Raw genomic sequence first — 21,778 nt, 5'->3', positions numbered from 1 at the left:
TGTCCTGATCTGACCCGGGTCCGAACCCCAGCGTGCTCAGTAGAGCGGCGGGTAGGTGCGCTCTTCCTTGGGGACCCAGGTCTGGTTGACCGGTCCGGTGTAGACCTGGCGGGGGCGGTAGATCCGGCCCTGTGGGTCGTCGTGGATCTCTTTCCAGTTTGCGATCCAGCCGGGCATCCGGCCAATAGCAAACATCACCGTGAACATGTTCAACGGGATGCCAATGGCGCGCAGGATCACGCCTGAGTAGTAGTCGACGTTCGGGTAAAGCTTGCGCTCAATGAAGTAGTCGTCGTTCAGAGCGGCATCTGCGAGCTCTTGGGACAGGTCGAGCATGGGGTCGCTGATGTTCATCTCGGTGAGTAGCTCTTCAGCGGCCTGCTTGAGGATCTTGCTGCGTGGGTCGAAGTTGCGGTAGACGCGGTGACCGAAGCCCATGAGCTTCACCCCGTCTTCCTTGTCCTTGACCTTTCGGACATATTCCTTGACTGAAATCCCGGATTCCTGAATTTCCTGGAGCATGTCGATCACGGCCACGTTGGCGCCACCGTGCAAGGGACCCCAGAGTGCGCAGACCCCTGCGGAGCAGGACGCAAACATATTGGCTTTCGATGAGGCGACCATCCGCACGGTGGATGTCGAGCAGTTCTGCTCGTGATCGGCATGGAGCAGGAAAAACAGGTTGAGCGCCTTGGTGACCGTCTCACTGGGCTCGTAATTGCGGTAAGGCACTGAGAACATCATGTGCAGGAAGTTCTCGACGTACTTCAGGTCGTACCGGGGGTAGACGAGCGGTTCACCGATGCTCGATTTGTACGCCGCGGCGGCAATGGTGCGGACTTTGCTCATCAAGACGGCCGCAGCGATCTCGATGGATTTGTCGTCGTGAGCTTCCCAAACCTCTTCGTTGTGCGCGGAGAGGGTGTTGATCATGGCTGACAGGATCGCCATGGGTGGCGCATACGTGGGGAACCCGTCGAAGTGTTTTTTCATGTTCTCATCGAGGCGGGAACTCTCGGTGAGCAGGTCGGTGAACCGGTCCCGGTCGGCGAGCGTAGGAAGGCGACCAAAGATGATCAGCCAGGCCACTTCCACGAAAGAGCATTTTCCAGCGAGGTCTTCGATGGGGATGCCTCGGTACCGCAGGATGCCGGCATCGCCGTCGATGTAGGTGATCGACGATGCGCATGATCCGGTGTTGCCGTAGCCGTCGTCCAACGTGATGTGGCCGGTCTGAGCCCGGAGCTTGCTGATGTCGATGGCTTTTTCGTGTTCGGTGCCTTCGACGACCGGGAACTCGTAGGACTTACCGTCCAGTTCGATGCGAGCTGCATTGCTCATACCGTCGTCTCCTTCGTGACTGTGATCGCTGGCAGCAGCGTAACCAGCCGTTGCTGTCGCCGCAGCGAGTGGGGCCGATTCGGTGCATTTCTCGGGGCTTGCGGCCCTAGCGTCGATCGGAGAAATCAGGCATGGCTGCTGCGGTCAGCCCCAGCCCGGTGGTGCGAACAGTGCGCTATCCAGCTTTGTTCCGTCGAGGAGAGCCCCGCGAGGGTCGACGCCGAGCAACGTGGCCTCAGCCAGGTCAGCGCCGCGCAGGTCAGTTCCGATCAACAGAGCACCAGTGAGATCACTGCCACGCAGGTCAGCTCCACGAAGGTTGCGTCCGGCGAGATCAGCGCCGGGTGCTTGCCGGGTGAGCCTGCGGGCAAGCGGTGACAGTGCCGCTCTGCACGCATGTGCGTCTCGTACGGCGGCAGCGACCTGATGCAGCAGCGGTGCAGCGCGGGCGCGGTACTGCAGCGCGTCATCCCGATCCACGGGCGGTGCGCGGTGGACCTCGTGATGCAGGTCGGCACTCACCTGGGCTAATGCGGCTGCCAGATCGGGGTCGGCGCAAGGGGCACCAGGCGCGACGCGGGCTCGGGCCTCCTCGACGTACCGGGCGATCTCAAACATGCCGAGCATCATCCGGAAGGTGTCGAACTGCACCGCTGGTTCATCATCTGTGCGCCAGGACCGCTGCGGGAACAGCACCTGGGCGGTGTGTGGTCCCGCCCCGGCACAGTGAAAGGCTCGGCAACCATGCCACCCGTCGGCGGTCAGCCGGTCATGGATGCGGCAGCCACAACTGTCGTCGAGGTGAGGGCAAGCAGTGTCAGCCGTCTTGGTGGCAGGGAAGTCCGCGGACCGGGTGTAGGGCAGCGCGACGCAGCACAGGCCGGTGCATTGGGAGCAGTCGGCCTGGAGGTCCCACTGTGGGGGAGCGGGAGATGGCACTGCGCCATCGTCGCAGAGTGGGAGCGCCACCGGAGGCTCAGGTAGCCCTCCGGACGTGGGGATCAGATGAAGATGACCTGTGCGCCTTCGCTCAGTTCGATGAAGTCGGAGGCGCTGATGATGTCCTCAACTCCGTCGTACAGGTCGTCTTTGGTCAAGCCCATCATGTCGGCGGAAAGCTTGCAGCCCCACAGGTGACCGCCAGCCTCGGTGATCTGCTCCAGCATCTCCGGGACCGTGGGGATGCCAAGGTCCTTGAGCTGGTTGCGCATCATCGCCGTCGCGGCTGCGGTCATGCCGGGCAGCACCCCCAAGGGTTGGGGCATCGACATGGAGCCCAGGCCTGGACGGATCTTGTCCAGCTGGGGCATGTGCATGGCGGTGTTGCCGGTCATCGTGAACTTCAGCTTGTCCCAGGTGGCGGTGTTGATGATGTCGAAGCCCCAGAACGTGAAGAAGATATGGACCTCGCAGCCTTCACCGAGCGCGGCGTTACCCATGATCAGTGCGGGGTAAGCCATGTCGAGGTTGCCCTTACTGCAGATGAAACACATCTTGCGAGTGGGGCCGTCGCTGGTGCCGAAATCGGGGACGAAGGGGGTCTCGCTCATGTCGTGCTCCTGCCGGTGGGGTCGGGTCGGGGCGATGGGGGAAAGTCAGACGCAGCCTTTGGGTTTGGGTAGCCCGGCGACGTACGCCATCTTTTTGGCCGGCTTGCCGGGAAACAGTTCGAAGAGTTCCTTGGTGGGGATGCCGCTTTCGGTGGCGACCCGCCGCAAGGTGGGGGTCTCGCCGCGGGCAGCGTGATCGCCGCGCAGGAAACGGATGGCCTGCCAGTGACGTTCGGTCATCTCGACGTTGATGAGGCGGGCTAGTTCGGCGCCCAGGGTTTCGTCCCACTGGCTGGGGTCGGTCATGAACCCTTCATCATTGATGGCGACAGTGCGGCCGCCAACGGTCGTGGTGGGCATGGTGTCCTTCCTTGACGGTGCTGATCAAAACGTGGGGATGGCCGGTCCATCCTGATGGTGGGATTCGGTGGGTTCAGGGGGTACGGCGAGGGGCTTTTTGCCAGCCATGGACATGTGCGCACCGATCGGAAGGGTCCGTCCTGGCAGGAGCACATTCCAGTAGATGTGGCGGAAGGCCATTTTCCCGGCGTGGTTGGCACGGGTCTCGGTGAGCAGCCGCATCGGACCCACTGCCGGGATGGGGAAGGTGCCGGGCAACGGCTCGACGTCGTAATTGAAGTCGATGAGCAGTGCTTTTCCGCGTCCGGTTTCGATGAAGCAGTTGGCGTGTCCGTCGAAAACGGAGGGGAGTTTGGTCCCGGAGATCTGGGCGACGATGTTGTCGACGAGGGTTTCGCAGGCGAAGTGAGCGACAGACCCGGCTTTGGAGGTGGGGATGTCGGAGGCGTCGCCGAGCACCCAGATGTCGTCGTGGTCGCGGGAGCGCAGGGTGTGCTTGTCGGTGGGGATGAAGTTGAGGTCATCGCCGAGCCCACTGCGGGCGACCCATTTCTGTCCCATGTTGACGGGGACGGTGACCAGCATGTCGAAGGGGATCTCGCGGTCGTCGTAGGACCGCAGCACTCCACGGGCGGGGCCGTCAGGGCTCAGCTCGACTGACTCGGTCATGAAGTCGGTCTCTAGGGAGATGTCCCGGTCGTCGAGCAGATGGCTCAGGGCGCGGGAGCAGGTGGCTTTGGTGAAAGCTCCATCGAGGGGGGTGACATAGGTGATTCGGGTGGCGGCACCGAGCCCCCGTCGGGAGAGGTGGTCTTCCGCGAGGAAAGCGAACTCCAGGGGAGCGACGGGACATTTGATCGGGAGCTCGGTGAGCTGGACCACCAGATGTCCACCGGTGAACCTCTTCAGGGCCTCGTGCAGTCCCAACGCCCCAGGAAGGGTATAGAACTCGTGGACGGCGCGGTCAGCTGCGGGGCCGTTGAGAGCGTCGGCCAGGCCAGGGGTCTGATCGGGGCGTGGTTCACATCCGGTGGCGACGATCAGGAGGTCATAGTTCAGGGTGCGGCCATCGTCGAGATGCACGGTCCGTGCGGAGGCATCGACAGTGTCGATGGCGGAGAGCACGAGCTCGATACCGTCGCGGATGAAGGCATGCCGAGACCGCACCACCTGCTCGCGTCGGTAGGTGCCAAAGGGGATGAAGAGGTATCCCGGCTGGTAGTGGTGTTCGTCGTCGCGATCGACGATGGTGATCTGCCACTGGTGACGGGACAGCCGCTTCCGCAGCATGTTGGCCGCCATGGTGCCTGCTGTGCCACCACCCAGGATGACGAGCCGGTGCATGGCCTTCCTCCTGCCTGGGATGATCCCGCTGTTGTCGGGGCTCCTGACAGTGCGACCATACCCCTAGGGGTATGGCGGAATCAGGGACGTTAGCCCTGATCCGCACCGACTGGGTCTGGGCCAGTTCCAGGCTGGCACAGCCAGTGTCCGCGCCGGGGGAGAAGCGGCACAATTGGCCCCATGGGTTCTGACAGCACGACATCACCGGGTTCCTCTGCCACGGCGGAGAGTCTGATGCTGCGGGCGATCGAGGAGACCCTGCCTGGCGGAACGGTCACTGCGTTTGTCGACGATGACGAGGTGCTGCGGGCGGCGGGATTTGGCCCGATAGGGCACGTTGCTGAGCGTCTGCTCACCGGACCGTCAGCCGGGTGGCAGTGGGTCGAGTACGCCGGTGCTCATCCGGTGCGGGACGCCGCGGCGGCGTACCGGGATGGGGATCACCGCGCCCTGGACCGGTATCCGGTCAGCCAACCGGGTACTGAGTTGATGCAGTCGACGTGGCGAGCGCTGCGTCAGGTCACCCCAGGTGCACCGGTCTCGTACGCCGAATTAGCGCGAATAGCGGGGGCGCCCCGCGCGGTTCGTGCGGTGGCTTCGGCCTGTGCTCGTAACCGGATTGCGCCGTTCGTTCCCTGTCATCGTGCCATCAAGACCGGTGGTGGCCTGGGGGGATATGCTTATGGGCTCGCTGTGAAGGAGGCCCTCCTGAGGGCTGAGACGACCTGACTGCGCTGCCCAGGTGACCGATTCGTGACCGGAGTCGGCTTGGAGCACAGCACTGTCCGGACGGATGCTGGATGGCGGGCCGGTGTTGTCAAGGAAGGCCCAGGAGGATTCGGTGCGACCGTTCGCGCGTCATATTGGACTCGGCGCAATGTGGGTGGTCGCCGTCCTCATGGCGGCCGTGATTGTGCTGGAGGAAGCGCACACCGAGGAGATCACCACGACCCAGGTCCATCAGGGCCGTGGCTGGTCCGCCGTACGGGTCAATCAGCGTGAGGTGCAGGAGTTTGCTTCTGCTCTCGGCGTGGACGAGGAGCGGCTTCTCAGCGAGCTCGAGTATGCCGGGACTCGGGCCAACGCGGTGGCCGCAGAAAAACGCGAAGATGTCTTGATCGTCACCCTTGCTGAGCGGTTCCAGATGCCGGTGGCCAAGGTCCGCGAGGTCGTCACCCAAAACCCCCGGATCAAGCGGTTTACCGTTCGGGAGGTCTTAGCGGCTCGGCTGCATCGTGGGGTAGACAACGGACGGATCTCTGAAGCGCAACGTGTGGCCATCCTGCGGGCCTTCGACAGTGGTCAGCTGTCCACGGAAATGGTCGAGAAGATGGCTCCAGACAACGGTGGTGCCTCGCCGGTGCCTGCGATGATGTCGTCGACCAAGAGCGCCGCCACCACTGATGTCCACCCGCCGTCACCTGCGGCGGTGCCGACACCGATCCCGGCGCCGGTGCCCCCGATCCCCACGGTCCCCGTGAGTCCTCCGGTGGTCTCGCCGCCTCCTGTCACGGTGGTCTCACCCCCGACTGCTCCGGCCGTGCCGACCCCGCCAGCCGCGGTCACACCTGCCCCGAGTCCGTCGCCAGCTCCTACGTCTACTCCGGCCGCTTCGACCCCGACGCCAGCTGTCCCACAGCCTTCGGGCGCGGCTTCCGCCGAAGCTCCCGCTGCGAGCGCTCCTACCGACAGTGCGCCGCACCCTGATGGGGCTGAGCCGTCGCCTGGGATCCCGGCTCCCTCGCCGACCCGGTAGCGTCGAGGCCATGTCACGGCCACCGTTTTTTGTGTTGGTGCACGACCTGGGGCAGACCCCGCTGCAGTGGGAAGAGTTGGTGACGGCCTTGCCCGCCGGGGTGGGGGCGACGTGCCCTTGGCTGCGCGGCACCAGACCGGGTGGTCGTCAGGTCGAGTTCAGCCTTGCTGATGCGGCTGCCGACGTGATCACTGCGTTGGATGAGAACGGTGCAGCCCGCGCTGATGTGGTTGGTGCCGGTGTTGGTGGTCTGGTCGCGGTGTATGCCGCAGCGAGATGTCCAGACCGGGTGAACCGAGTGGTGGCTTTATCTGCGCCGATGCACCCCTCCGCTCGCGCGATGGCCTGGCAACGCGGGGTGGTTCGGTTGATGCCGCGCCGGGCGTTGGCGGCCCGCAATATTGACAAGGATCGGTTGTTGGCTGCGATGCGTCAGGTGGGTACGGCGACCGACACTGAGGCGTTGCGTGATCTGTCCGTTCCGCTGACCTTGGTGGTCGGCGAGGATGACAAGGCCTCTCTGGCTGCGGCGAAAGCCTGGACGACGTTGATCCCCGCCGCGCAGGTACATCGACTTCCGGGGCAGGGGCAGGACCTGCCCCGTCGGGCCTCTGCTGCGGTGGGAGAGATCCTTTTTGCCGGGATCACCGCAGAGACGTCACCGCACGATCAGGACGAGTCGTGGGCGCCATGGGACTTGAGCTGACTCCGCTCGCGCTGGTTGCGGTCCGGGGGCGAGGGGTGCTTGCAGCTGACGAGCCGGTGTTGTACGCCGATGATCTGGGTGTGACCAGGGGTGACGGTTGCTTCGACACGGCTCGGGTTGTCACGGACGATGACGGTGTCGCGCGCATCACCGGGTTGGCCGCTCATCTCGACAGGTTGGCGGCGTCGGCTGCGGCGATGGACATCGTTTCCCCGACGTACGACCAATGGGCGGAACTGATCGGTGATCTGCTCACGGCCTGGCACACCCCGGGGGAAGCGGTGCTGAAGATGGTGCTGACCCGCGGGCGGGAGCGACATGCTGACGGGCCGACTGCTTATGTGACGCTCACTCATCGTGGCCGACCCGGTCGTGACGCGGTGCCTTTTGCCGCTCGGGAAGGGATCAGTGTGGTCACGCTGTCCAAAGGGCATCCCAGCGATGCGTATGCGGCGGCGCCGTGGCTGCTCGGCGGGGTCAAAACACTGTCGTACGCCGTCAACGCTGCTGCTCAGCGGGAAGCGATTCGGAGGGGAGCTGACGATGTGCTGTTTGTCTCCACGGACGGGTATTGCCTTGACGGGCCGACCTCGGGCCTGATTGTCCGGCACGGCGAACGGTTGCGCACCACTCCCACCGGGGCGACCGGATTGCTTCCGTCGGTGACGGTGGAGCGGATTGTCACGGCGGCTCGCCAGGACGGACTGATCGCCGAGGACACGTTGATTCCGGTCGCTGACCTCCTGCACGCTGACGGGATCTGGTTGGTGTCCAGCGGTCGAGGGCCGGCACCAGTGCGTATTCTCGATGGCCAACCCATGCCGATGGCCGAGAGCTGGCGGCAGCGGATGCTGGGGTACGCCGGGTTTTGAGGTGCGGGCGAAGCAGAAGAACCCGCCGATGACGCATACCGCTGGTAGCGGTAGTTCACGCCGTAGGATGACAACCGTTGTTGTGCCCTGTGGGAAGGGCACAACGGGGGTGGACCTGCGCAGAGATTGGGGCGTCGTGCCTGTGCGAGTCGTCATGGTCGTCACCAGTCACGGACGGCTAGAACGAACGGGCAAACTCACGGGACTGTGGTTCCCGGAGGCGGCCCGGACGTTTGCGTCCTGTCGAGGGTTAGGTGTTGAACCGCGCGTGGTCAGTATCCAAGGCGGTCGTGTCCCACTCGACCCTGCGTGTTCGATCAGCATGGATGGCCGTGCTGGGTCCCATCCGTACGCCGATCTGTCGCTGCTGCTCGAACACACCGAATCTGTTGCTGACGTCAGCGCTGCCGATTGTGACCTGCTTTATCTGGCGAGTGGGCATGGGGCGATGGTCGACTTTGTCGCCGATGACCACATCGCCCGTCTCATTCGTGAGGTCACCCAGGCTGGCCGCCCGGTCGCGGCTGTCGGGCATGGTGTTGCTGGGCTGCTCGCCACTCGAAACGGTGAACGCCCCGTCGTGGCGAGCCGGAAGATCACGTCGTTCAGCACCTCTGAGGAACGTCTGGTCCACATGGCCGACAACCTTCCGTACAGCTTGCCCGATGCCCTGGCCCGAGCTGGTGCTCGTTATCGGCCGGCGCCGGTGCCGTTCCTGCCCTATGTGGTCCGGGACGGCATGATCGTGACCGGCGCTAACCCCTCGAGCGCGTCCCGAGTCTTACGGACCGCATGGCAGTTGGTCCCCACGTCCTGAGATCTTGTCGGCGTAGCCTGCTGGTCCACGACGAGTACCCGAAGGAGTCGACGTGCACGGCTACAGTGCCACCAAGGACGACTACGCCAAACGGCTGCGCAGGATCGAAGGTCAGGTCCGCGGCATCGCCCGCATGGTCGACGAAGACGTCTACTGCATCGACATCCTCACCCAGATCACCGCTGCGACTAAAGCGTTACAGGCTGTGGCCTTAGGACTCGTCGAAGACCACATGGGGCATTGTGTGCTGGCAGCAGCGGCCTCCTCTGAGGAGGAGGGCCGCGCCAAAGTGGCGGAGGCCTCTGCGGCGATCGCCCGGTTGGTCCGTAGCTGAGGGGGCGCACTGTCAGCTGCAGGCAATGGGATACGTTGCTGCGCATCAGGCGGGAACCCACCGTCCGAGCTGAACCGACCGTCATGGAGGACGACGATGATCACCACTGAACTGCGCATTGACGGCATGACATGCGAACACTGCGTGAAACATGTCACCGAAGAGCTGATGGCACTGGCCGGGGTCACCGAGGTCACCGTGGATCTGGTTGCCGATGGCGTGTCCACCGCGGTGGTGCGTTCGACGTCAGCGCTGGCTCCGGCGGAACTTGCCGAAGCCGTCGACGAGGCCGGATATCGCCTGGTCGACGCAACCGCCTAACGAGGGGCAGTCAGCTCACCGGGCGGGGCTGCAGTTCCGGGGCGTCGTCCGCCCAGTTCCAGCGGACAGCGAGGATTCCGGGCCCGAAATCGAGGCCGTGCAGGAACACTTCCTGTCCGCTGAGTTCTCGATGCTCGAACGCCGGGAATTCTTGGTCCGGGCCGATATAGATCTCCACCTGAGATGGCGGGTCGCCGTGGTCAAAGCGGACATTGATGCCCACCGCGTGGGCATTGGCGTGCACATTGCGCTGCCAGTCGCGGATCACCGTGGCGGGAGTGTCATAGGCGACACAATGCTCAAAGAGGTAAGGCTCGCCAGCACGTAACGGCTGGTCCAAGAGAAGTTCGGTGACGGCGAGCGTTTCCCGGAGCAAGGTCATGGTGCGTCCCACGGTGCACCCGCGGGTTTGTCCGATCGTCATCAGTACGCCGGGGATCTCGGAGGAGTAGCCCACGAGGAGGCGGTCCATGCCGTCACGTTCGGCAATGATCAATTCTCGGACCAGATGATGGCCAATGCTGCGGTCGGTGGCCACGGTGATGATGTCGTCATGCGCGACGGTGCGGTAGCCCTCATACCAGGACAGCCCCATTTCGGCGGCGATTCGCCGAGTGGTGTGGGGGGAGAAGCGTTGCGGGATGGCTTCGCGGGTGCCACTAGTCCTGGTACGTCGGCGCGTGTGCTGGCTGGGGAGTTTGGCAGCCAGTGACCCACGGGGGACTTGAAGGATGACTTCGAGGGCACCCAGGGCCTGCAGCGACGCTCGTCGTACCGGGATGCTCCGACCGGTTTGCCAGTACGACAACGTGGCGACGGAGACGTCGTGTCCGTAGGCCAGCAGGTGGGCGCGTACTCGGTCGAGGCTGAGCCCACGTGCCTCGACCGCGAGTCGCAGCGTCTCCGCGAAGTCGCGGTCGCTGACCTCTTGCATGGGACCTCCCGGTGCCGGGCTGCTCACATCGTTGCACAGCTGATGCCGCTCATCGCAGCGGTCTTCCTCACTCCTCTCTCAGGCTGTGAAGTTAATGAACCCCATTGCTTGCCAGTAGTTCTCATGGCCTTGTGTGAGAGTGAAAACGAGGGTCAATGTCGGTTTGCGCTCCTGGCCCGGCTGCTCTGCGGTCCACGACCATCAGATGAACACCTGCCCGGGTGCGACGTAGGCTGTGCCGATGGCCCGGTATCTCGACGTACATCCACGCAATCCTCAGCGGCGAGCGATCACCAGCGCAGTGGACGTGGTCCGGGACGGTGGTTTGATCGCCTACCCCACGGATTCTGGGTATGCGCTGGGGTGCGCACTGGGTAACGCCGCTGGCCGGGACCGAATCGTGGCGATCAGAAAACTGACCGCCAATCATCACTTCTCGTTGATGTGCGCCGATTTCTCGCAACTCGGGCAGTTCGTCCAGGTGAGTAACGCGGTATTCCGGGCCGTCAAAGCTGCCACTCCCGGCCCGTACACCTTCGTCTTGAAGGCCACCTCCGAGGTGCCGCGCCGACTGATGCATCCGAAGAAGCACACCGTGGGAGTGCGGATCAGTGCGGACCCCGTCGTGCAAGCTCTCCTCGGTGAGCACGGCGAAGCGATGCTCACCTCGACGCTGATCCTGCCCGATCAGGAGCACCCCATGACCGAAGGTTGGCTCGTGCAGGACGACCTGGGCCACCAGGTTGATGTGGTGATTGACAGCGGTGAGTGCGGGACAGAGCCGACCACGGTGGTGGATCTCTCCTCCGGAGTCGCTGAGATCCTCCGGTACGGCGCGGGTGACCCGGCGCCCTTTGAGGAGGATTGACTTTCTGGCGGTGGATCCGACTGGACACAGACGAAGGCCCCCTCACGGCCGTGAACGTGAGAGGGCCTTCGCACGTGGATCCCCACCCGTACCCCAAGCTGGCGTCATCGAGGACGGGCGGGTGCTGGAGGGTCGACAGTTCAGACGTCGACGATGGTCAGGACCGGCCAGGCGCCAGGTGCGAAGACCGTGCGGTCAACGACCTCGCCTTCTTCGGCGGTGTCCCGGTGTGCCACCAACAACGCTGAGGTGGCGCTGTCTCGAGCAACAGCCTTAGCCAAGGCCGTTGCCACGGCTTCCCGGCTGGTGTGAGAGCGATCGAATCCGGGCTGATCCGGGGTGGTGGTTTCGCCCACCTGTCCGGGTTCAATCACAAAAAATCGGGGGTTGTTACGGCGGGGGTCGTGGATCGAGAGGTTCAGGACCCGTACCCGGCTGCCATCTGTGGCTTGGAACTCGATCCGCATGAGGGGCTCCGCGTCGTCGAGGGAGAGGCGGTGATCCTGGGGGATCATCGGTGGCTGACAGTGAAAAGAATCGACCGGGAGCCTCCTGACATGAGCTGAAATTCGCTGTGTTGTCTGCGGAATTCTCGATGGGGATCGAGGCATGGGAGCGGGCCGCAGTGTCCTGGCGTTTTCGGGATCAGGGCTGCGGCGCTGCGGGGGAAGCCAGGGGATTGTCACCGGTTCAACCAGGGCGAGTTGCCAGACCCGACAAGAGAAGAGATCGGTCCTGATCCGAGGCGAGGGTGTCCCGAAGCGCGGACCCAGCTGCCTGCTCCGAGTGTGACGTGAGGACAATGAGGTCATGAAGGCACTGCTGCTGGAGAACGTGCACTCGCTTGCCGGAGAGATCCTGTCCGATGCCGGTTTCGACGTGGAGACCCGCAGCGGTTCCCTCGACGAGGACGAGCTCATCGCGGCGCTGCGGGGCGTCACCGCGTTAGGGATTCGCTCTAACACCCAGGTCACTGAGCGGGTGTTGGCTGCTTGTCCCCAGCTGGAAAGCATCGGTGCTTTCTGCATCGGGACCAACCAGATCGACCTGGACGCCGCCGCTCGGAGCGGGGTGGCGGTGTTCAACGCCCCGTTCTCCAACACCCGGTCGGTGGTGGAGCTCGCGATCGCAGAGATCATCATGCTGGCTCGTCGTCTCTCAGAGAAGGACGACACGATGCACGCCGGGGTCTGGGACAAGCAGACCAGCGGTTCGCACGAGATCCGCGGCCGCACGTTGGGGATCGTCGGATACGGCAACATCGGTTCGCAGTTGTCGGTGGTGGCCGAGATGCTCGGCATGAAGGTCTTCTATTACGACGTCGAAGACCGATTGGCGTTGGGCAACGCCCGGCGGTGCAACAGCCTTGATGACCTCCTCGATGTGTGCGAGACGGTGTCATTGCATGTTGATGGACGCGGCGCCAACGCCGGGTTTTTCGGTGAGGAGCAGTTCGCGCGGATGCGCCGTCGTAGTTTGTTCCTCAATCTGTCGCGTGGTTTTGTCGTCGACTATGAGGCCTTGGCCCAGCATGTCTCCTCCGGACATATCGCTGGGGCGGCTGTCGATGTGTTCGCCAACGAACCCAAATCTGCGGGAGACCCGTTCACCTCGCCGTTGCAAGGTGTGCCCAATGTCATCCTCACCCCGCACATCGGTGGGTCGACCGAGGAAGCTCAGGAAGACATCGGCCGGTTCGTTGCCCAAAAATTGCGGGATCACACAGTCCTGGGCAATACGTCGATGTCGGTTAATCTCCCGCCGGTGACCTTGCGTCAAGAGCCCGGTGGTAGCCGACTCGCCTATGTTCACGAGAACGTTCCTGGCGTCCTAGCAACGCTCAATGCGCACCTCGCTGAGCAGGGAGTTAACGTCGAGGGGCAGTTCCTCGGCACCTTGGGTCAGGTCGGATACGTCGTCATCGATACCCACGATGAAGTCCCGCAGTCAGTACTCGATCAACTACGCGCGTTGGATGTCACGATCCGACTTCGTCTCGTCACTTCCCCCAGGGCCTGACCACGCCACCCAGCTCGTCCGGTTATGGTGGGCAGAACGACGCCCACCAGCCGCGCGTTGGAGAGGGGTCAGGAAGGGGTCGATCAGGAGCGCCATGGATAACAAAGCTCGTCCCACGTCGCCGCGCGAGAAACCGCGCGTGCAGGCGTCGAGCCCGGACCGTCCCACCTCGGCGAAGAAACAGCCACAGGAGCGTCGTCCGACGCCGAAGCCGCCATCAGATCGCCGTCCTGCGCCCAAGCGTGGGCCACTGCGGCGAGCGATGAACTGGGTGGGCGGCACCGCGATGGTGGTGGTGTGCGCGTTGATCACCTACGTGGGATGGACCTACTTCAACCTGGACTCCGGCGTTCGTCGCTCGAATGCGTTGGAGGACGCACACGGTGGAGCTAAGTCACTCACCGACGACCTGAACATCCTGGTCATGGGTTTGGACAGCCGCCTCGACATCGATGGCAAACCGCTGCCCAAAGAGATGTATCAGTTGATGCACACCGGCAACGAGACGATCGGTGGCATGAACACCAACGTGCTCATGCTCCTGCATATCCCGGCTAACGGGAAGAACGCCACGGTCATCCAGATCCCTCGGGACAATTTCGTTGAGTTCCCCGGCTGTCCTAATAACCGATGTGACGGCAAAATCAAGGAAGCCTACGGGTCGGCCTTCGATGCCAAGACAGCGTCCTTGAAGAACGACAAATCCATGTCTGACGTGGAAAAACACAAGCAGGGCCGGGAAGCTGGACGTGCTCAGGAGATCAAGACCGTCGAGAAGTTCCTCGGTCCGTCCGTGCGGATCAACGCGTTCATCGAGGTCACCATGGTGGCCTTCTACCAGCTTGCCAAAGTGGTCCAACCGATCCAGGTCTGTTTGAAGCAGGCGACCAAAGACAGCTACTCGGGGGCCGATTTCAAGGCAGGCAAGCAGGAGATCTCCGCGGAGCAGGCCGTGGCCTTCGTTCGCCAGCGTCGTGACCAGCTGGGTGACCTCAGCTTCACCGACCTGGACCGGGAGCGGCGTCAGCAGGCGTTCATCGCCTCCTTGGCTCACCAGCTGAAGCAAAAGGGCACCTTCGTCAACCCAGTGAAGTTGAATGGGCTGGTCGGAGTCGCCAAGGACAACATCGTCGTGGATGGTCTGAATCTGTTGAGCTTGGGCGCTCAAGCACCTCAGCTAGCCGACGGAAAAATGACCTTCTACACCCTGCCGATTCAGGGTGACTTCATCGACAAGTACGGCGGCTGGTCCAACAAGGTAGACATCCCCGTCGTCCAGGCGACCGTGGCCAAGTTGTTGGCTGGCGAAAAGGTCGCTAAAGGTGGCGTCAAGCCCAGCGGCAGTGCCACCCCTACCGGTCCCAAGCCCACCGTGAACGTGATGAATGCGTCCGGACAAGATGGAGCCGGGACCAAGATGCTTGAGGGCCTCGCCAAAGAGGGCTACGGCAAGGGCAGCGCATCCACCTCGCCCACGCCGAAGGGCAAGACCCTCATCGAGTATGCGCCCGGGCAGGGGCCAGCTGCTGAAGCTCTGGCGACCTCATTGGGTGTGACTGCAGAAGAAGTATCTACGCTTCCTGCGGGAACGATGCGAGTTGTCATTGGTATCGGTTTCCACGTGCCGGCGAAGTTCGGTGAGGCTGCCACCCCGAGCGGTTCAGCCAAAGCAGCACCGAGTAAGCCGGGTGCTTCCGGGAGTTCCACGTCGGCGGCACCGTTGGCGCCGAAGACGGTCGGTGGCGGTGGGAAGAACGAGGACACGTCCACTGGCGCGATGACCGCGCTCTCTGGTGGTGGCATCCCCTGCGTGAAGTGATCGTGGACCGCGGGCAGCCACGGATCGTCTATCAGGGCGAACGAGGATGCAATGGGCACCTTGCCTGCCAACAGATGTTCCCGACCTGGGAGCCGGTGGCCTGCGCCAGTTTTGAGGATGCGTTCGGTGCTGTGACGGACGGTGCCGCCGAGTTGGCGATGATCCCCTTGGACAATTCGCTGGCAGGGCGGGTCGCTGACATCCATACCTTGTTGCCGACCGCGGGATTGCATATCGTCGGGGAGTTTTTTCTGCCGATCCGGTTTGACCTGCTCGGGATTCCAGGGGCCACCCTGGACGGGGCCACGACGGTGCACAGCCACGTGCACGCGCTGGGGCAGTGTCGGCGGATCATCTCCCGACATGGTCTGCGTCCGGTGATTTCGGGGGACACCGCGGGATCGGCGCGGGAAGTCCTCGACTGGGGTGACCCGACGCGTTTGTCGATCGCTCCACGAGGTGCCGCGGACTTATACGGCCTGGACGTCCTCGCCACCGATGTGGAGGACGATCCGACCAACACCACCCGGTTCGTGGTGCTGGCCAGGGAGGGGCGCTTCCCCACTCGGGAAGAGCTACGCGGGCCGACGATGACGAGTTTCGTCTTCCGGGTCCGCAACATCCCCGCTGCGTTGTACAAGGCTTTGGGCGGGTTTGCTACCAACGGGGTCAACATGACCCGCCTGGAGAGTTACATGGTGGGAGACGAGTTCGCGGTCACCATGTTTATGGTCGACGTCGAAGGTCATCCGGAGGACCGGCCGGTGGCGTTAGCTCTGGAAGAGCTGGAGTTCTTCACCACCGAGCTGCGTCTGCTCGGGGTGTATCCCGCGCACGAACACCGGCGCCGTCCTCGTGAATAACGCCCTCAATTATTTATATTTCTCCTTAAGTTTGTTTATGAATATAATCGCACAAAGCGCAAATGGGTAACCTAGCGCCAAGTGTACTATTGCGGCAATCACATAGTCGTGGAATCCATAGCCACCCACTCTTAAGCTCTTGTCGGCAACATAAACTGCCAGAAAAAGCAGCGCATATGAGAAAGCCTGGACATGTAAAACCCAGTGCTTTTCGTTCTTTTCCTGATTTGCGCGAGAGGTGTCGATCATTGAGTCGCCTTAATAATTATCGCAATGACGGCATTCATGATAGGTTTCTTAAACTTTTTAAACATCCAAGAAAGAGCCACACCACCCGGTATAGAAGATGAAAGGCACCCTTCAACCGCACCCCATGCATAATTTTCTGCTGAGTCAATTTTTTTGCTCTTACATAGTGAACTACCGTATGGGCGCCAGCCGACCCGAGTGCACCCATTGCGCAGGCGCCAACAACTGGAATTGCTACCGCAATTACCGCAGGCAATGCATATCCATTGGATCGATTTGATTTTTTAGCTTTTTGAAGTGCATGCTCGGCCTCAATGTACTCTTTTTGTAAAGAGATGTCGTTCGGGAACAGCCACCTTGCTGCAGATTCCGGAGACATTGATTCCCACTGTGATAAAAGCCGCTGGAGCTTTACGGTATCGACAGTATTATCAGCTGTAGCTAATGAAACTGATTTTTTTGTGAGAGTTGTCGGCTAGATTTGATGCAGAAGCGTCTGCGGTAGAAGAAATTCCGAAGAATAGAGTAGAGCAAAGAGAATAAGAGATGAGACTTACATATCGCACTTTTACCCCCTAAGAATGTGTGTCAAGGAAGTAATCGAACCATACCAAAGATACTTGTCTGCGACAAGACCTCCGTGGCGATTAATTTAACGACATGGTGACGGTTAATGAATGTTGGTTCCTCTGCTCATTTTGGCGCCCGCATGCTGTGATCTGACTCCTGGACACAAAGAGACATGATGGCATGGAGGAAGGTCCGACGGAAGGGCACCCTGGCATTCTTTAAAACGGAGTGGGCTCCATTGGGGAGCGCGGCGCTGCTTTATGTATTCCGAGGTTATTTCATGCAGATCATTCGGAAGTCGACATAATTTCAGGGCGCGAGCCGCTAATGCCTCGTGAATAACGCCCTTTGTTGTAATGTTTTTCATTGTCGGTTCGCTCTTTTCATTTCTTCTTTTTGAGGGGTGCCAGTGCGCCCTGGGCGATGTAGGCGGTGTCGGCGATCCATGGTGTGTGGTGTTTCGTGCGGATGTGTGACCAGCCGGTGAGGTCGAGGGCAGGGGAGTCGTGTCGAGCTCCAGGAACGGGCATAGACGTGGCAAGGAGTTGTCCGGTCAAAGTTGAGGCAACCTGGATGCTTACACACTGGCACCGGCGTTTGCCGGAGTAGCTGGCTTTGGTGACCTCTTGCCCCTGAGCTGGGCGGTTGCCAGTTGGGACTTACGTGCCGTCGATCAAGATCACTCGTCCATCACTAGCGGCTTCCTCAAAGGAGATGCCGGTGAAGGTCAGGGCTTCATCGATGACGAGGAGCATCCTGCGATAGATGCGAGAGGTGGTGGGTTGTGAAATATCTAGCAGATCAGCAAGGAATATCTGTGACAGATTGTTCCGTAGGAGTTCCATGGTGAGGATAACTTGTTCTTTGATGGCCAACCGGTGTCTGCTGAAGTCCTCTCCCCGGGAGTGAAAAATCTCGATTACCCGCCTGGCGAGTGCATCGTGATCGAGTCCTGTTGTAAACTGGCACCGCATCGGCCGCTTCCCTGAGAGATTTGAGTCAGCTAACCCAATGAGCTCAAAGCGGCCGATGTTTTTATATATGTGCATGGTGACAAGCGTGTATCGATTGCTTCCCGGGGTGTAGGGGGTGGGTCGCTAACGCCTCGTGAATACCGCCCTCAATTATTCAATTTATCGTGGCGGTGAGGCCAGGGATACCTTCAGGATATCCCCGGCCTCACGGGCGGTGCACCTCAATTAATCAGCGATGCCCTTATTGCCGGACAATCGGGGGGTGACGTACTTATCAAACCCCGCCATCAAGGCATAAGCGGTGCCCCACGTGACAGCGAAGAGCATCGACGTCACGGCGATGCTCAATGGATCACCCAAGGGGTTGTTGAGGGGAGATCCGATCACCACTGTGACCACGACGGATAGCATCAGCGATAAGGAAATGTTTGACATTATCCTCTCCTGATCTCACCAGTTGCTGGCTCGGCATAATGAATCAAAAGGCCACCGTCCCTTTTTGTTGCGCAATGTCGATGTGTGCACCCTAGCATGAGACGCGCTGGCGCAGTGAGGAATCCATCAAAAGTAGTTGTGATGAGTCTCCACATTGGTCAGATTGTCATCAAAGGGTGCACTATCACGTATATAAAGCCCGCATGTTCATGCTTTCTCTGATTGAGAAGTCATGATGATGACATCATTTCGACTGTTGAAGTGCCGCGATAGGGTCTTCAGTTCAGTGCCGGTTCGATAGGCGCATAGGCACCCGGGAAAGCGAGCAGCTCCCGCTGGAGGATCATCTCCTGGCGGACCAGAGTCAGCCCCAGCCGCAATCGGGAATCCACATCCTTCGCAGCCAGGAGGCGCTGACGATCAGGAAGGTCCATCAGCACGTGCTCCATCGTCTGCCAGGACAGCTCCACCGGATCCAACGGCAGCGCTGATTCCTCCATCCCCAATTCGTCCCGGTATCCCCGGATCGCGGTCCGCAGCCGCTCAGACAGCGCCACCACCGACTCGGTGTCCCTGATGCGTTCCGGCAGCCACGTCACAAAGCCCGTCAGGTACGGCGTACGGCGGTGCTCCTCCACCCCATCCAGCCGGAACCGACGCACCCCACGCACCACCACTTCAAAGGAGCCTGAATCGCCCTCATCGACTGCCACCAACGACGCAGCGCAGCCCACATCGTGCAGCGCCATGGTGCCCTCAGGGCCGCGCTGGTGACCGGCCTGGACGCCAATGATCCCCACCTCGTCGCATTCCTGCGCAGACCGGCGTCGCAGCAGATCCCGCAACAGCACCAGATACCGGCCTTCGACGATGCGCAACGGCATCTCCTGCCCAGGGATCAGGACTGCACCCAGCGGAAACAACGGCAGCGACGGCATGCGACTCAGCGTAGGGCTAGGACGTGCAGAAGCACGCCCCGACCCCAAGGACAAGACGGACTCATGGGGCAAAAGCCATGCGGTGGAGCATGTCAGCTGGCACGTCCATCACCTGGGACCGGTTGATCGACGACTTGGACGGACGCGGTGACTTCTTCTGCTGACTGAGGTAGACACCCACGATCACACCCAACACCAGCAGCGCGGCCAACACAGCGGCAACGATCTTTGGGATGCTGTACGGCCGCTCACCCACCACAGAACCAGTGTGCGCATTGACGTAAACGGTATACGTCTTCCCGCGATAGAGATATCCGGCAACCCACACCGGCAACAGCATTAATTTGAAAGTCACTTGACTGTAGGCGGTGTTTACCGACAACACCTGCTGCTCATCGCCACCGATATCCGCGAGACAGTCGTTGTGGATCACCGACTGCATCCGCTCCTTGGCGACCTCCAATCCCTGCTCGGGTTCCACGTCGTATCGCAATGTTTGATATCCGGCGAGGAAACCTTGCTTGAAGGGAACAGCCGAATCCAGCACCCACGGAGTCAACCGCTCCACGTCATCAGGTGCCAGTCTGTTGGACCCGATCACCAAGACATCGTCAAAACCCCGATACACCGTGCCCGACACTGGCCACCACTGGGTGTGCCGCACCTGCCTAGTTTGGGTCCGCCCGTCACTGTCGGTGTAAGTCTCCGTGACGTAGTAATAGATGCCACGCATCCCCGAGTACTGTGACGTCGTCGCTGCGTCGTACGTCCAATGCGGCACATAGGTGCCGTTTAACCGCTCCGCCGTCCCGACTTTTTTCAAATCGTTCGGTGCAAACCAGCGTGACCCCGTCCACTGCCGGATCGAGGTGTTCGCTGCGGACTTGTCGATCCCGAAAGGCACCACCCCTTCTGGGACGATCTGCTCCCCAGGGTCGACTGCCACCACAATTGGCGCGCTACAGAACGGACATGGCAGCGAAATGTCAGTGGTGGTGGTCGTTGCCGCGCACCGCGGACAGGACACCACATGTGGCCCAGTCAGCCCGCGGGGCTTATCTGCTGATCGCAGCCACGCTTCGTAGTCATGCTCATCGATGGAATCGTCTGAACCATCGTCGGGGACCGGCTGGTCAGCGCCACAATAAGGACATCGCAAGGAGTGCGCGCCGGGCTGGAAAGCCAGATGTGCCCCGCAAGCCACACAGGGGAACGTCGTTGATACCGGAACAGCTGGTGTTGGCGCTGCCGTACCGGCCGGGGCATCCGGACCAGGCCAGCTCGGCGCAGGACCGGAAGGTGTCGGCATCGGACCAGGCCCGGCAGGTCCGGGCGCCCCACCCCCGGCAGGCCCCGCTCCGCCGTTTCCTGACCCTGGAAACGGCGGGAGCGGTGGGACAGGAGGCTGACTCACTGGCCGGGAAGAGCCGGAGGACGATTCGGGTCAGTCAGCTCCGCGACCTCACCGGCCGCAGTCCACGCCGCCATCCCGGCCCGCCACACCAGCGTTGACCCTGGATATTGACCAGTGCGCAACCGGTCCATCAGCTCCGAACGACCCATCGGGCCGACCTGCTGCCCATCAACCCCGGCATACCACTGCTCCTGAACTGGCAGTGGCGGTGGCCCACCGGGAGCAGGAGCCGCCGGAGCGCTCGGCGCCGGTGCGGGCGCGGCCGGACGCATCGCGTCTGCCATCGCCTGCCCCATCCCCATGCCCATGCCCATGCCCACCGTGGAGCCCATTCCGCCGCCAGGGTTCTCCGCGGCTGACTCCAACGCCTGCCCACCCTGGTACTTCACGTAATTGTCCAAGTTGCCCAACACGCCCATCGAGGTGCGTTTATCCAGCGCCGCCTCGACCTCACGCGGGGCCGAGATGTTCTCGATGAAGAACGCCGGAATGGTGATCCCCACCGAATCCAAGTCCTCCGAGAGCACCGCAGCCACTGAGTTGCCGATCTCAGACTGCCGGGCAGCCAGATCGAGCATGCTGACCCCAGATGTCGCCAACGCCTTCGACAAGCGGGCAACGACCATCTGCCGCAGGTACTCGCCGACCTCCTCGGTACGGAACTGCGGGTCAGTCCCGACCAATTCACGCAGCAATCGGGTCGGTTCGATCACCCGCATCGAATATCCACCGAATGCCCGTAGACGTACCATCCCGAATTCCGGGTCACGGACCATAATGGGGTTCTGCGTGCCCCACTTCAGGTCGGTGAACTGGCGGGTATTCACGAAGTACACCTCAGCCTTAAACGGCGAGTTGAAACCGTACTTCCAGCCCTTCAAGTCAGACAGGATCGGCAGGTTCTGGGTCGTTAGCTCGTAGGTGCCTGGCTTGAATGAGTCCGCGATCTGGCCCTCATTGACAAACACCGCGACCTGAGATTCCCGCACAATCAGCTTCGCGCCATTTTTGATCTCATTGTCATTGCGGGGATACCGCCACACGATCGTGTCGCGACTGTCGTCCAGCCACTCGATGATGTCGATGAACTGGTTACGAATACCGTCGAACAGGCCCATGCCTCGCCTTTCCCGGAGGTGTCGGGGCGCCGGCGCCCACGCCACGGAAGTCACATCCACTTCCTGCAACGATGGTAGTGGCACGCCAGGTTCCTGAGGATGGGCCCATCGCGGTCTGTGCGCGCTGCGGCGCCCCTGCGGGATAACTGGTTTGCGCTCACCACCACTTACCCCAG

General features: G+C 61.8%; 25 protein-coding genes and 1 pseudogene. 11 read left to right on the top strand and 15 right to left on the bottom strand.

The genetic code is table 11. The features are described 5' to 3' along the window. Positions 1 to 36: 36 nt before the first annotated feature. The 5 genes from KEM60_RS06885 to KEM60_RS06865 form a co-directional block, all read right to left on the bottom strand. Positions 37 to 1,341: a citrate synthase gene (locus tag KEM60_RS06885; RefSeq protein ID WP_219106780.1), complete on the bottom strand. Its 1,305-nt coding sequence runs from the start codon at positions 1,339 to 1,341 to the stop codon at positions 37 to 39. 144 nt (positions 1,342 to 1,485) lie between these two features. After that, on the bottom strand, positions 1,486 to 2,280 hold the full coding sequence (locus tag KEM60_RS06880) for a pentapeptide repeat-containing protein (RefSeq protein WP_219106779.1): 795 nt from the start codon (positions 2,278 to 2,280) through the stop codon (positions 1,486 to 1,488). A gap of 62 nt (positions 2,281 to 2,342) precedes the next feature. Continuing rightward, positions 2,343 to 2,891 carry a DsrE/DsrF/DrsH-like family protein gene (locus tag KEM60_RS06875; protein WP_219106778.1) on the bottom strand — a complete coding sequence of 183 codons (549 nt, stop codon included), beginning with the start codon at positions 2,889 to 2,891 and terminating at the stop codon, positions 2,343 to 2,345. A gap of 45 nt (positions 2,892 to 2,936) precedes the next feature. Next, positions 2,937 to 3,251, bottom strand: a complete 315-nt coding sequence (locus KEM60_RS06870; protein ID WP_219106777.1) for a TusE/DsrC/DsvC family sulfur relay protein — start codon at positions 3,249 to 3,251, stop codon at positions 2,937 to 2,939. A 24-nt stretch (positions 3,252 to 3,275) separates the two neighbouring features. Further along, positions 3,276 to 4,595 carry an NAD(P)/FAD-dependent oxidoreductase gene (locus KEM60_RS06865; protein ID WP_219106776.1) on the bottom strand — a complete coding sequence of 440 codons (1,320 nt, stop codon included), beginning with the start codon at positions 4,593 to 4,595 and terminating at the stop codon, positions 3,276 to 3,278. A gap of 180 nt (positions 4,596 to 4,775) precedes the next feature. Here KEM60_RS06865 and KEM60_RS06860 point away from each other — a divergent pair, with 180 nt between their 5' ends. From KEM60_RS06860 to KEM60_RS06830, 7 genes are all read left to right on the top strand, one after another. Further along, positions 4,776 to 5,324: a methylated-DNA--[protein]-cysteine S-methyltransferase gene (locus KEM60_RS06860; protein WP_255574344.1), complete on the top strand. Its 549-nt coding sequence runs from the start codon at positions 4,776 to 4,778 to the stop codon at positions 5,322 to 5,324. A gap of 112 nt (positions 5,325 to 5,436) precedes the next feature. Beyond that, a complete protein-coding gene (locus tag KEM60_RS06855) occupies positions 5,437 to 6,351 on the top strand; it encodes a hypothetical protein (protein WP_219106775.1) in 915 nt (304 codons plus the stop codon). 10 nt (positions 6,352 to 6,361) lie between these two features. Further along, on the top strand, positions 6,362 to 7,057 hold the full coding sequence (locus tag KEM60_RS06850) for an alpha/beta fold hydrolase (RefSeq protein ID WP_219106774.1): 696 nt from the start codon (positions 6,362 to 6,364) through the stop codon (positions 7,055 to 7,057). Then, entirely contained in the window at positions 7,042 to 7,929 is an 888-nt protein-coding gene (locus KEM60_RS06845; protein ID WP_219106925.1) for an aminodeoxychorismate lyase, read from the top strand. Before KEM60_RS06850 ends, KEM60_RS06845 begins: the two co-directional genes overlap by 16 nt. Positions 7,930 to 8,251: 322 nt before the next feature. Further along, entirely contained in the window at positions 8,252 to 8,746 is a 495-nt protein-coding gene (locus tag KEM60_RS06840; protein ID WP_219106773.1) for a DJ-1/PfpI family protein, read from the top strand. Between the two features lie 52 nt (positions 8,747 to 8,798). Beyond that, the gene (locus tag KEM60_RS06835; RefSeq protein WP_219106772.1) at positions 8,799 to 9,080 is read left to right on the top strand and encodes a metal-sensitive transcriptional regulator; all 282 of its coding nucleotides are present in this window, start codon (positions 8,799 to 8,801) and stop codon (positions 9,078 to 9,080) included. 96 nt (positions 9,081 to 9,176) lie between these two features. Next, a complete protein-coding gene (locus KEM60_RS06830; RefSeq protein ID WP_219106771.1) occupies positions 9,177 to 9,401 on the top strand; it encodes a heavy-metal-associated domain-containing protein in 225 nt (74 codons plus the stop codon). A gap of 10 nt (positions 9,402 to 9,411) precedes the next feature. On the opposite strand, the gene KEM60_RS06825 is transcribed toward KEM60_RS06830, so the two are convergent. Further along, complete coding sequence (locus KEM60_RS06825) at positions 9,412 to 10,335, bottom strand: helix-turn-helix transcriptional regulator (protein ID WP_219106770.1); 924 nt, start codon at positions 10,333 to 10,335, stop codon at positions 9,412 to 9,414. 241 nt (positions 10,336 to 10,576) lie between these two features. Here KEM60_RS06825 and KEM60_RS06820 point away from each other — a divergent pair, with 241 nt between their 5' ends. Continuing rightward, positions 10,577 to 11,203: an L-threonylcarbamoyladenylate synthase gene (locus KEM60_RS06820; protein WP_219106769.1), complete on the top strand. Its 627-nt coding sequence runs from the start codon at positions 10,577 to 10,579 to the stop codon at positions 11,201 to 11,203. Positions 11,204 to 11,343: 140 nt separating this feature from the next. Here KEM60_RS06820 and KEM60_RS06815 read toward each other — a convergent pair whose 3' ends face one another. After that, positions 11,344 to 11,718: a hypothetical protein gene (locus KEM60_RS06815; RefSeq protein WP_219106768.1), complete on the bottom strand. Its 375-nt coding sequence runs from the start codon at positions 11,716 to 11,718 to the stop codon at positions 11,344 to 11,346. Positions 11,719 to 12,013: 295 nt separating this feature from the next. Between KEM60_RS06815 and serA the strand changes: the two genes are divergently transcribed. From serA to KEM60_RS06800, 3 genes are all read left to right on the top strand, one after another. Continuing rightward, positions 12,014 to 13,222, top strand: coding sequence for a phosphoglycerate dehydrogenase (serA, locus tag KEM60_RS06810; RefSeq protein ID WP_219106767.1), 1,209 nt, complete (start codon positions 12,014 to 12,016; stop codon positions 13,220 to 13,222). A 94-nt stretch (positions 13,223 to 13,316) separates the two neighbouring features. Further along, positions 13,317 to 15,041, top strand: a complete 1,725-nt coding sequence (locus tag KEM60_RS06805; protein ID WP_219106766.1) for an LCP family protein — start codon at positions 13,317 to 13,319, stop codon at positions 15,039 to 15,041. Continuing rightward, on the top strand, positions 15,038 to 15,904 hold the full coding sequence (locus KEM60_RS06800) for a prephenate dehydratase (protein WP_255574343.1): 867 nt from the start codon (positions 15,038 to 15,040) through the stop codon (positions 15,902 to 15,904). The genes KEM60_RS06805 and KEM60_RS06800 overlap by 4 nt, the downstream gene beginning before the upstream one ends. A gap of 9 nt (positions 15,905 to 15,913) precedes the next feature. Here KEM60_RS06800 and KEM60_RS06795 read toward each other — a convergent pair whose 3' ends face one another. The 8 genes and pseudogenes from KEM60_RS06795 to KEM60_RS06760 form a co-directional block, all read right to left on the bottom strand. Next, positions 15,914 to 16,153, bottom strand: a complete 240-nt coding sequence (locus tag KEM60_RS06795) for a hypothetical protein (RefSeq protein WP_219106765.1) — start codon at positions 16,151 to 16,153, stop codon at positions 15,914 to 15,916. 34 nt (positions 16,154 to 16,187) lie between these two features. Further along, entirely contained in the window at positions 16,188 to 16,532 is a 345-nt protein-coding gene (locus KEM60_RS06790) for a hypothetical protein (RefSeq protein WP_219106764.1), read from the bottom strand. A 574-nt stretch (positions 16,533 to 17,106) separates the two neighbouring features. Continuing rightward, a pseudogene (locus tag KEM60_RS06785) lies at positions 17,107 to 17,337 on the bottom strand (transposase family protein); the annotation flags it as partial. A gap of 45 nt (positions 17,338 to 17,382) precedes the next feature. Then, positions 17,383 to 17,697: a transposase family protein gene (locus KEM60_RS16505; protein ID WP_255574341.1), complete on the bottom strand. Its 315-nt coding sequence runs from the start codon at positions 17,695 to 17,697 to the stop codon at positions 17,383 to 17,385. A 225-nt stretch (positions 17,698 to 17,922) separates the two neighbouring features. Beyond that, entirely contained in the window at positions 17,923 to 18,132 is a 210-nt protein-coding gene (locus KEM60_RS06775) for a hypothetical protein (RefSeq protein ID WP_219106762.1), read from the bottom strand. Positions 18,133 to 18,410: 278 nt separating this feature from the next. Further along, entirely contained in the window at positions 18,411 to 19,070 is a 660-nt protein-coding gene (locus KEM60_RS06770) for an LON peptidase substrate-binding domain-containing protein (protein ID WP_219106761.1), read from the bottom strand. A 61-nt stretch (positions 19,071 to 19,131) separates the two neighbouring features. Further along, a complete protein-coding gene (locus KEM60_RS06765; RefSeq protein ID WP_219106760.1) occupies positions 19,132 to 20,379 on the bottom strand; it encodes a hypothetical protein in 1,248 nt (415 codons plus the stop codon). Positions 20,380 to 20,480: 101 nt separating this feature from the next. After that, positions 20,481 to 21,686 carry an SPFH domain-containing protein gene (locus KEM60_RS06760; RefSeq protein ID WP_255574340.1) on the bottom strand — a complete coding sequence of 402 codons (1,206 nt, stop codon included), beginning with the start codon at positions 21,684 to 21,686 and terminating at the stop codon, positions 20,481 to 20,483. Between the last annotated feature and the right edge of the window lie 92 nt (positions 21,687 to 21,778).

The organism is Austwickia sp. TVS 96-490-7B, from assembly GCF_019331795.1.
In the GTDB taxonomy this organism is placed as follows: Bacteria; Actinomycetota; Actinomycetes; order Actinomycetales; family Dermatophilaceae; genus Austwickia.
Note: the sequence above shows the minus strand (reverse complement) of the source record. Positions and strands in the feature narration are given on the sequence as shown.

Coding starts and splice junctions, on each gene's coding strand:
- KEM60_RS06885 (WP_219106780.1), bottom strand. CDS start 1,341: ATGAGCAATGCAGCTCGCATCGAACTGGACGGTAAGTCCTACGAGTTC.
- KEM60_RS06875 (WP_219106778.1), bottom strand. CDS start 2,891: ATGAGCGAGACCCCCTTCGTCCCCGATTTCGGCACCAGCGACGGCCCC.
- KEM60_RS06870 (WP_219106777.1), bottom strand. CDS start 3,251: ATGCCCACCACGACCGTTGGCGGCCGCACTGTCGCCATCAATGATGAA.
- KEM60_RS06865 (WP_219106776.1), bottom strand. CDS start 4,595: ATGCACCGGCTCGTCATCCTGGGTGGTGGCACAGCAGGCACCATGGCG.
- KEM60_RS06860 (WP_255574344.1), top strand. CDS start 4,776: ATGGGTTCTGACAGCACGACATCACCGGGTTCCTCTGCCACGGCGGAG.
- KEM60_RS06850 (WP_219106774.1), top strand. CDS start 6,362: ATGTCACGGCCACCGTTTTTTGTGTTGGTGCACGACCTGGGGCAGACC.
- KEM60_RS06845 (WP_219106925.1), top strand. CDS start 7,042: ATGGGACTTGAGCTGACTCCGCTCGCGCTGGTTGCGGTCCGGGGGCGA.
- KEM60_RS06840 (WP_219106773.1), top strand. CDS start 8,252: ATGGATGGCCGTGCTGGGTCCCATCCGTACGCCGATCTGTCGCTGCTG.
- KEM60_RS06830 (WP_219106771.1), top strand. CDS start 9,177: ATGATCACCACTGAACTGCGCATTGACGGCATGACATGCGAACACTGC.
- KEM60_RS06825 (WP_219106770.1), bottom strand. CDS start 10,335: ATGCAAGAGGTCAGCGACCGCGACTTCGCGGAGACGCTGCGACTCGCG.
- KEM60_RS06820 (WP_219106769.1), top strand. CDS start 10,577: ATGGCCCGGTATCTCGACGTACATCCACGCAATCCTCAGCGGCGAGCG.
- KEM60_RS06815 (WP_219106768.1), bottom strand. CDS start 11,718: ATGATCCCCCAGGATCACCGCCTCTCCCTCGACGACGCGGAGCCCCTC.
- serA (WP_219106767.1), top strand. CDS start 12,014: ATGAAGGCACTGCTGCTGGAGAACGTGCACTCGCTTGCCGGAGAGATC.
- KEM60_RS06805 (WP_219106766.1), top strand. CDS start 13,317: ATGGATAACAAAGCTCGTCCCACGTCGCCGCGCGAGAAACCGCGCGTG.
- KEM60_RS06795 (WP_219106765.1), bottom strand. CDS start 16,153: ATGATCGACACCTCTCGCGCAAATCAGGAAAAGAACGAAAAGCACTGG.
- KEM60_RS06790 (WP_219106764.1), bottom strand. CDS start 16,532: ATGTCTCCGGAATCTGCAGCAAGGTGGCTGTTCCCGAACGACATCTCT.
- KEM60_RS16505 (WP_255574341.1), bottom strand. CDS start 17,697: ATGCGGTGCCAGTTTACAACAGGACTCGATCACGATGCACTCGCCAGG.
- KEM60_RS06775 (WP_219106762.1), bottom strand. CDS start 18,132: ATGTCAAACATTTCCTTATCGCTGATGCTATCCGTCGTGGTCACAGTG.
- KEM60_RS06770 (WP_219106761.1), bottom strand. CDS start 19,070: ATGCCGTCGCTGCCGTTGTTTCCGCTGGGTGCAGTCCTGATCCCTGGG.
- KEM60_RS06765 (WP_219106760.1), bottom strand. CDS start 20,379: ATGCCGACACCTTCCGGTCCTGCGCCGAGCTGGCCTGGTCCGGATGCC.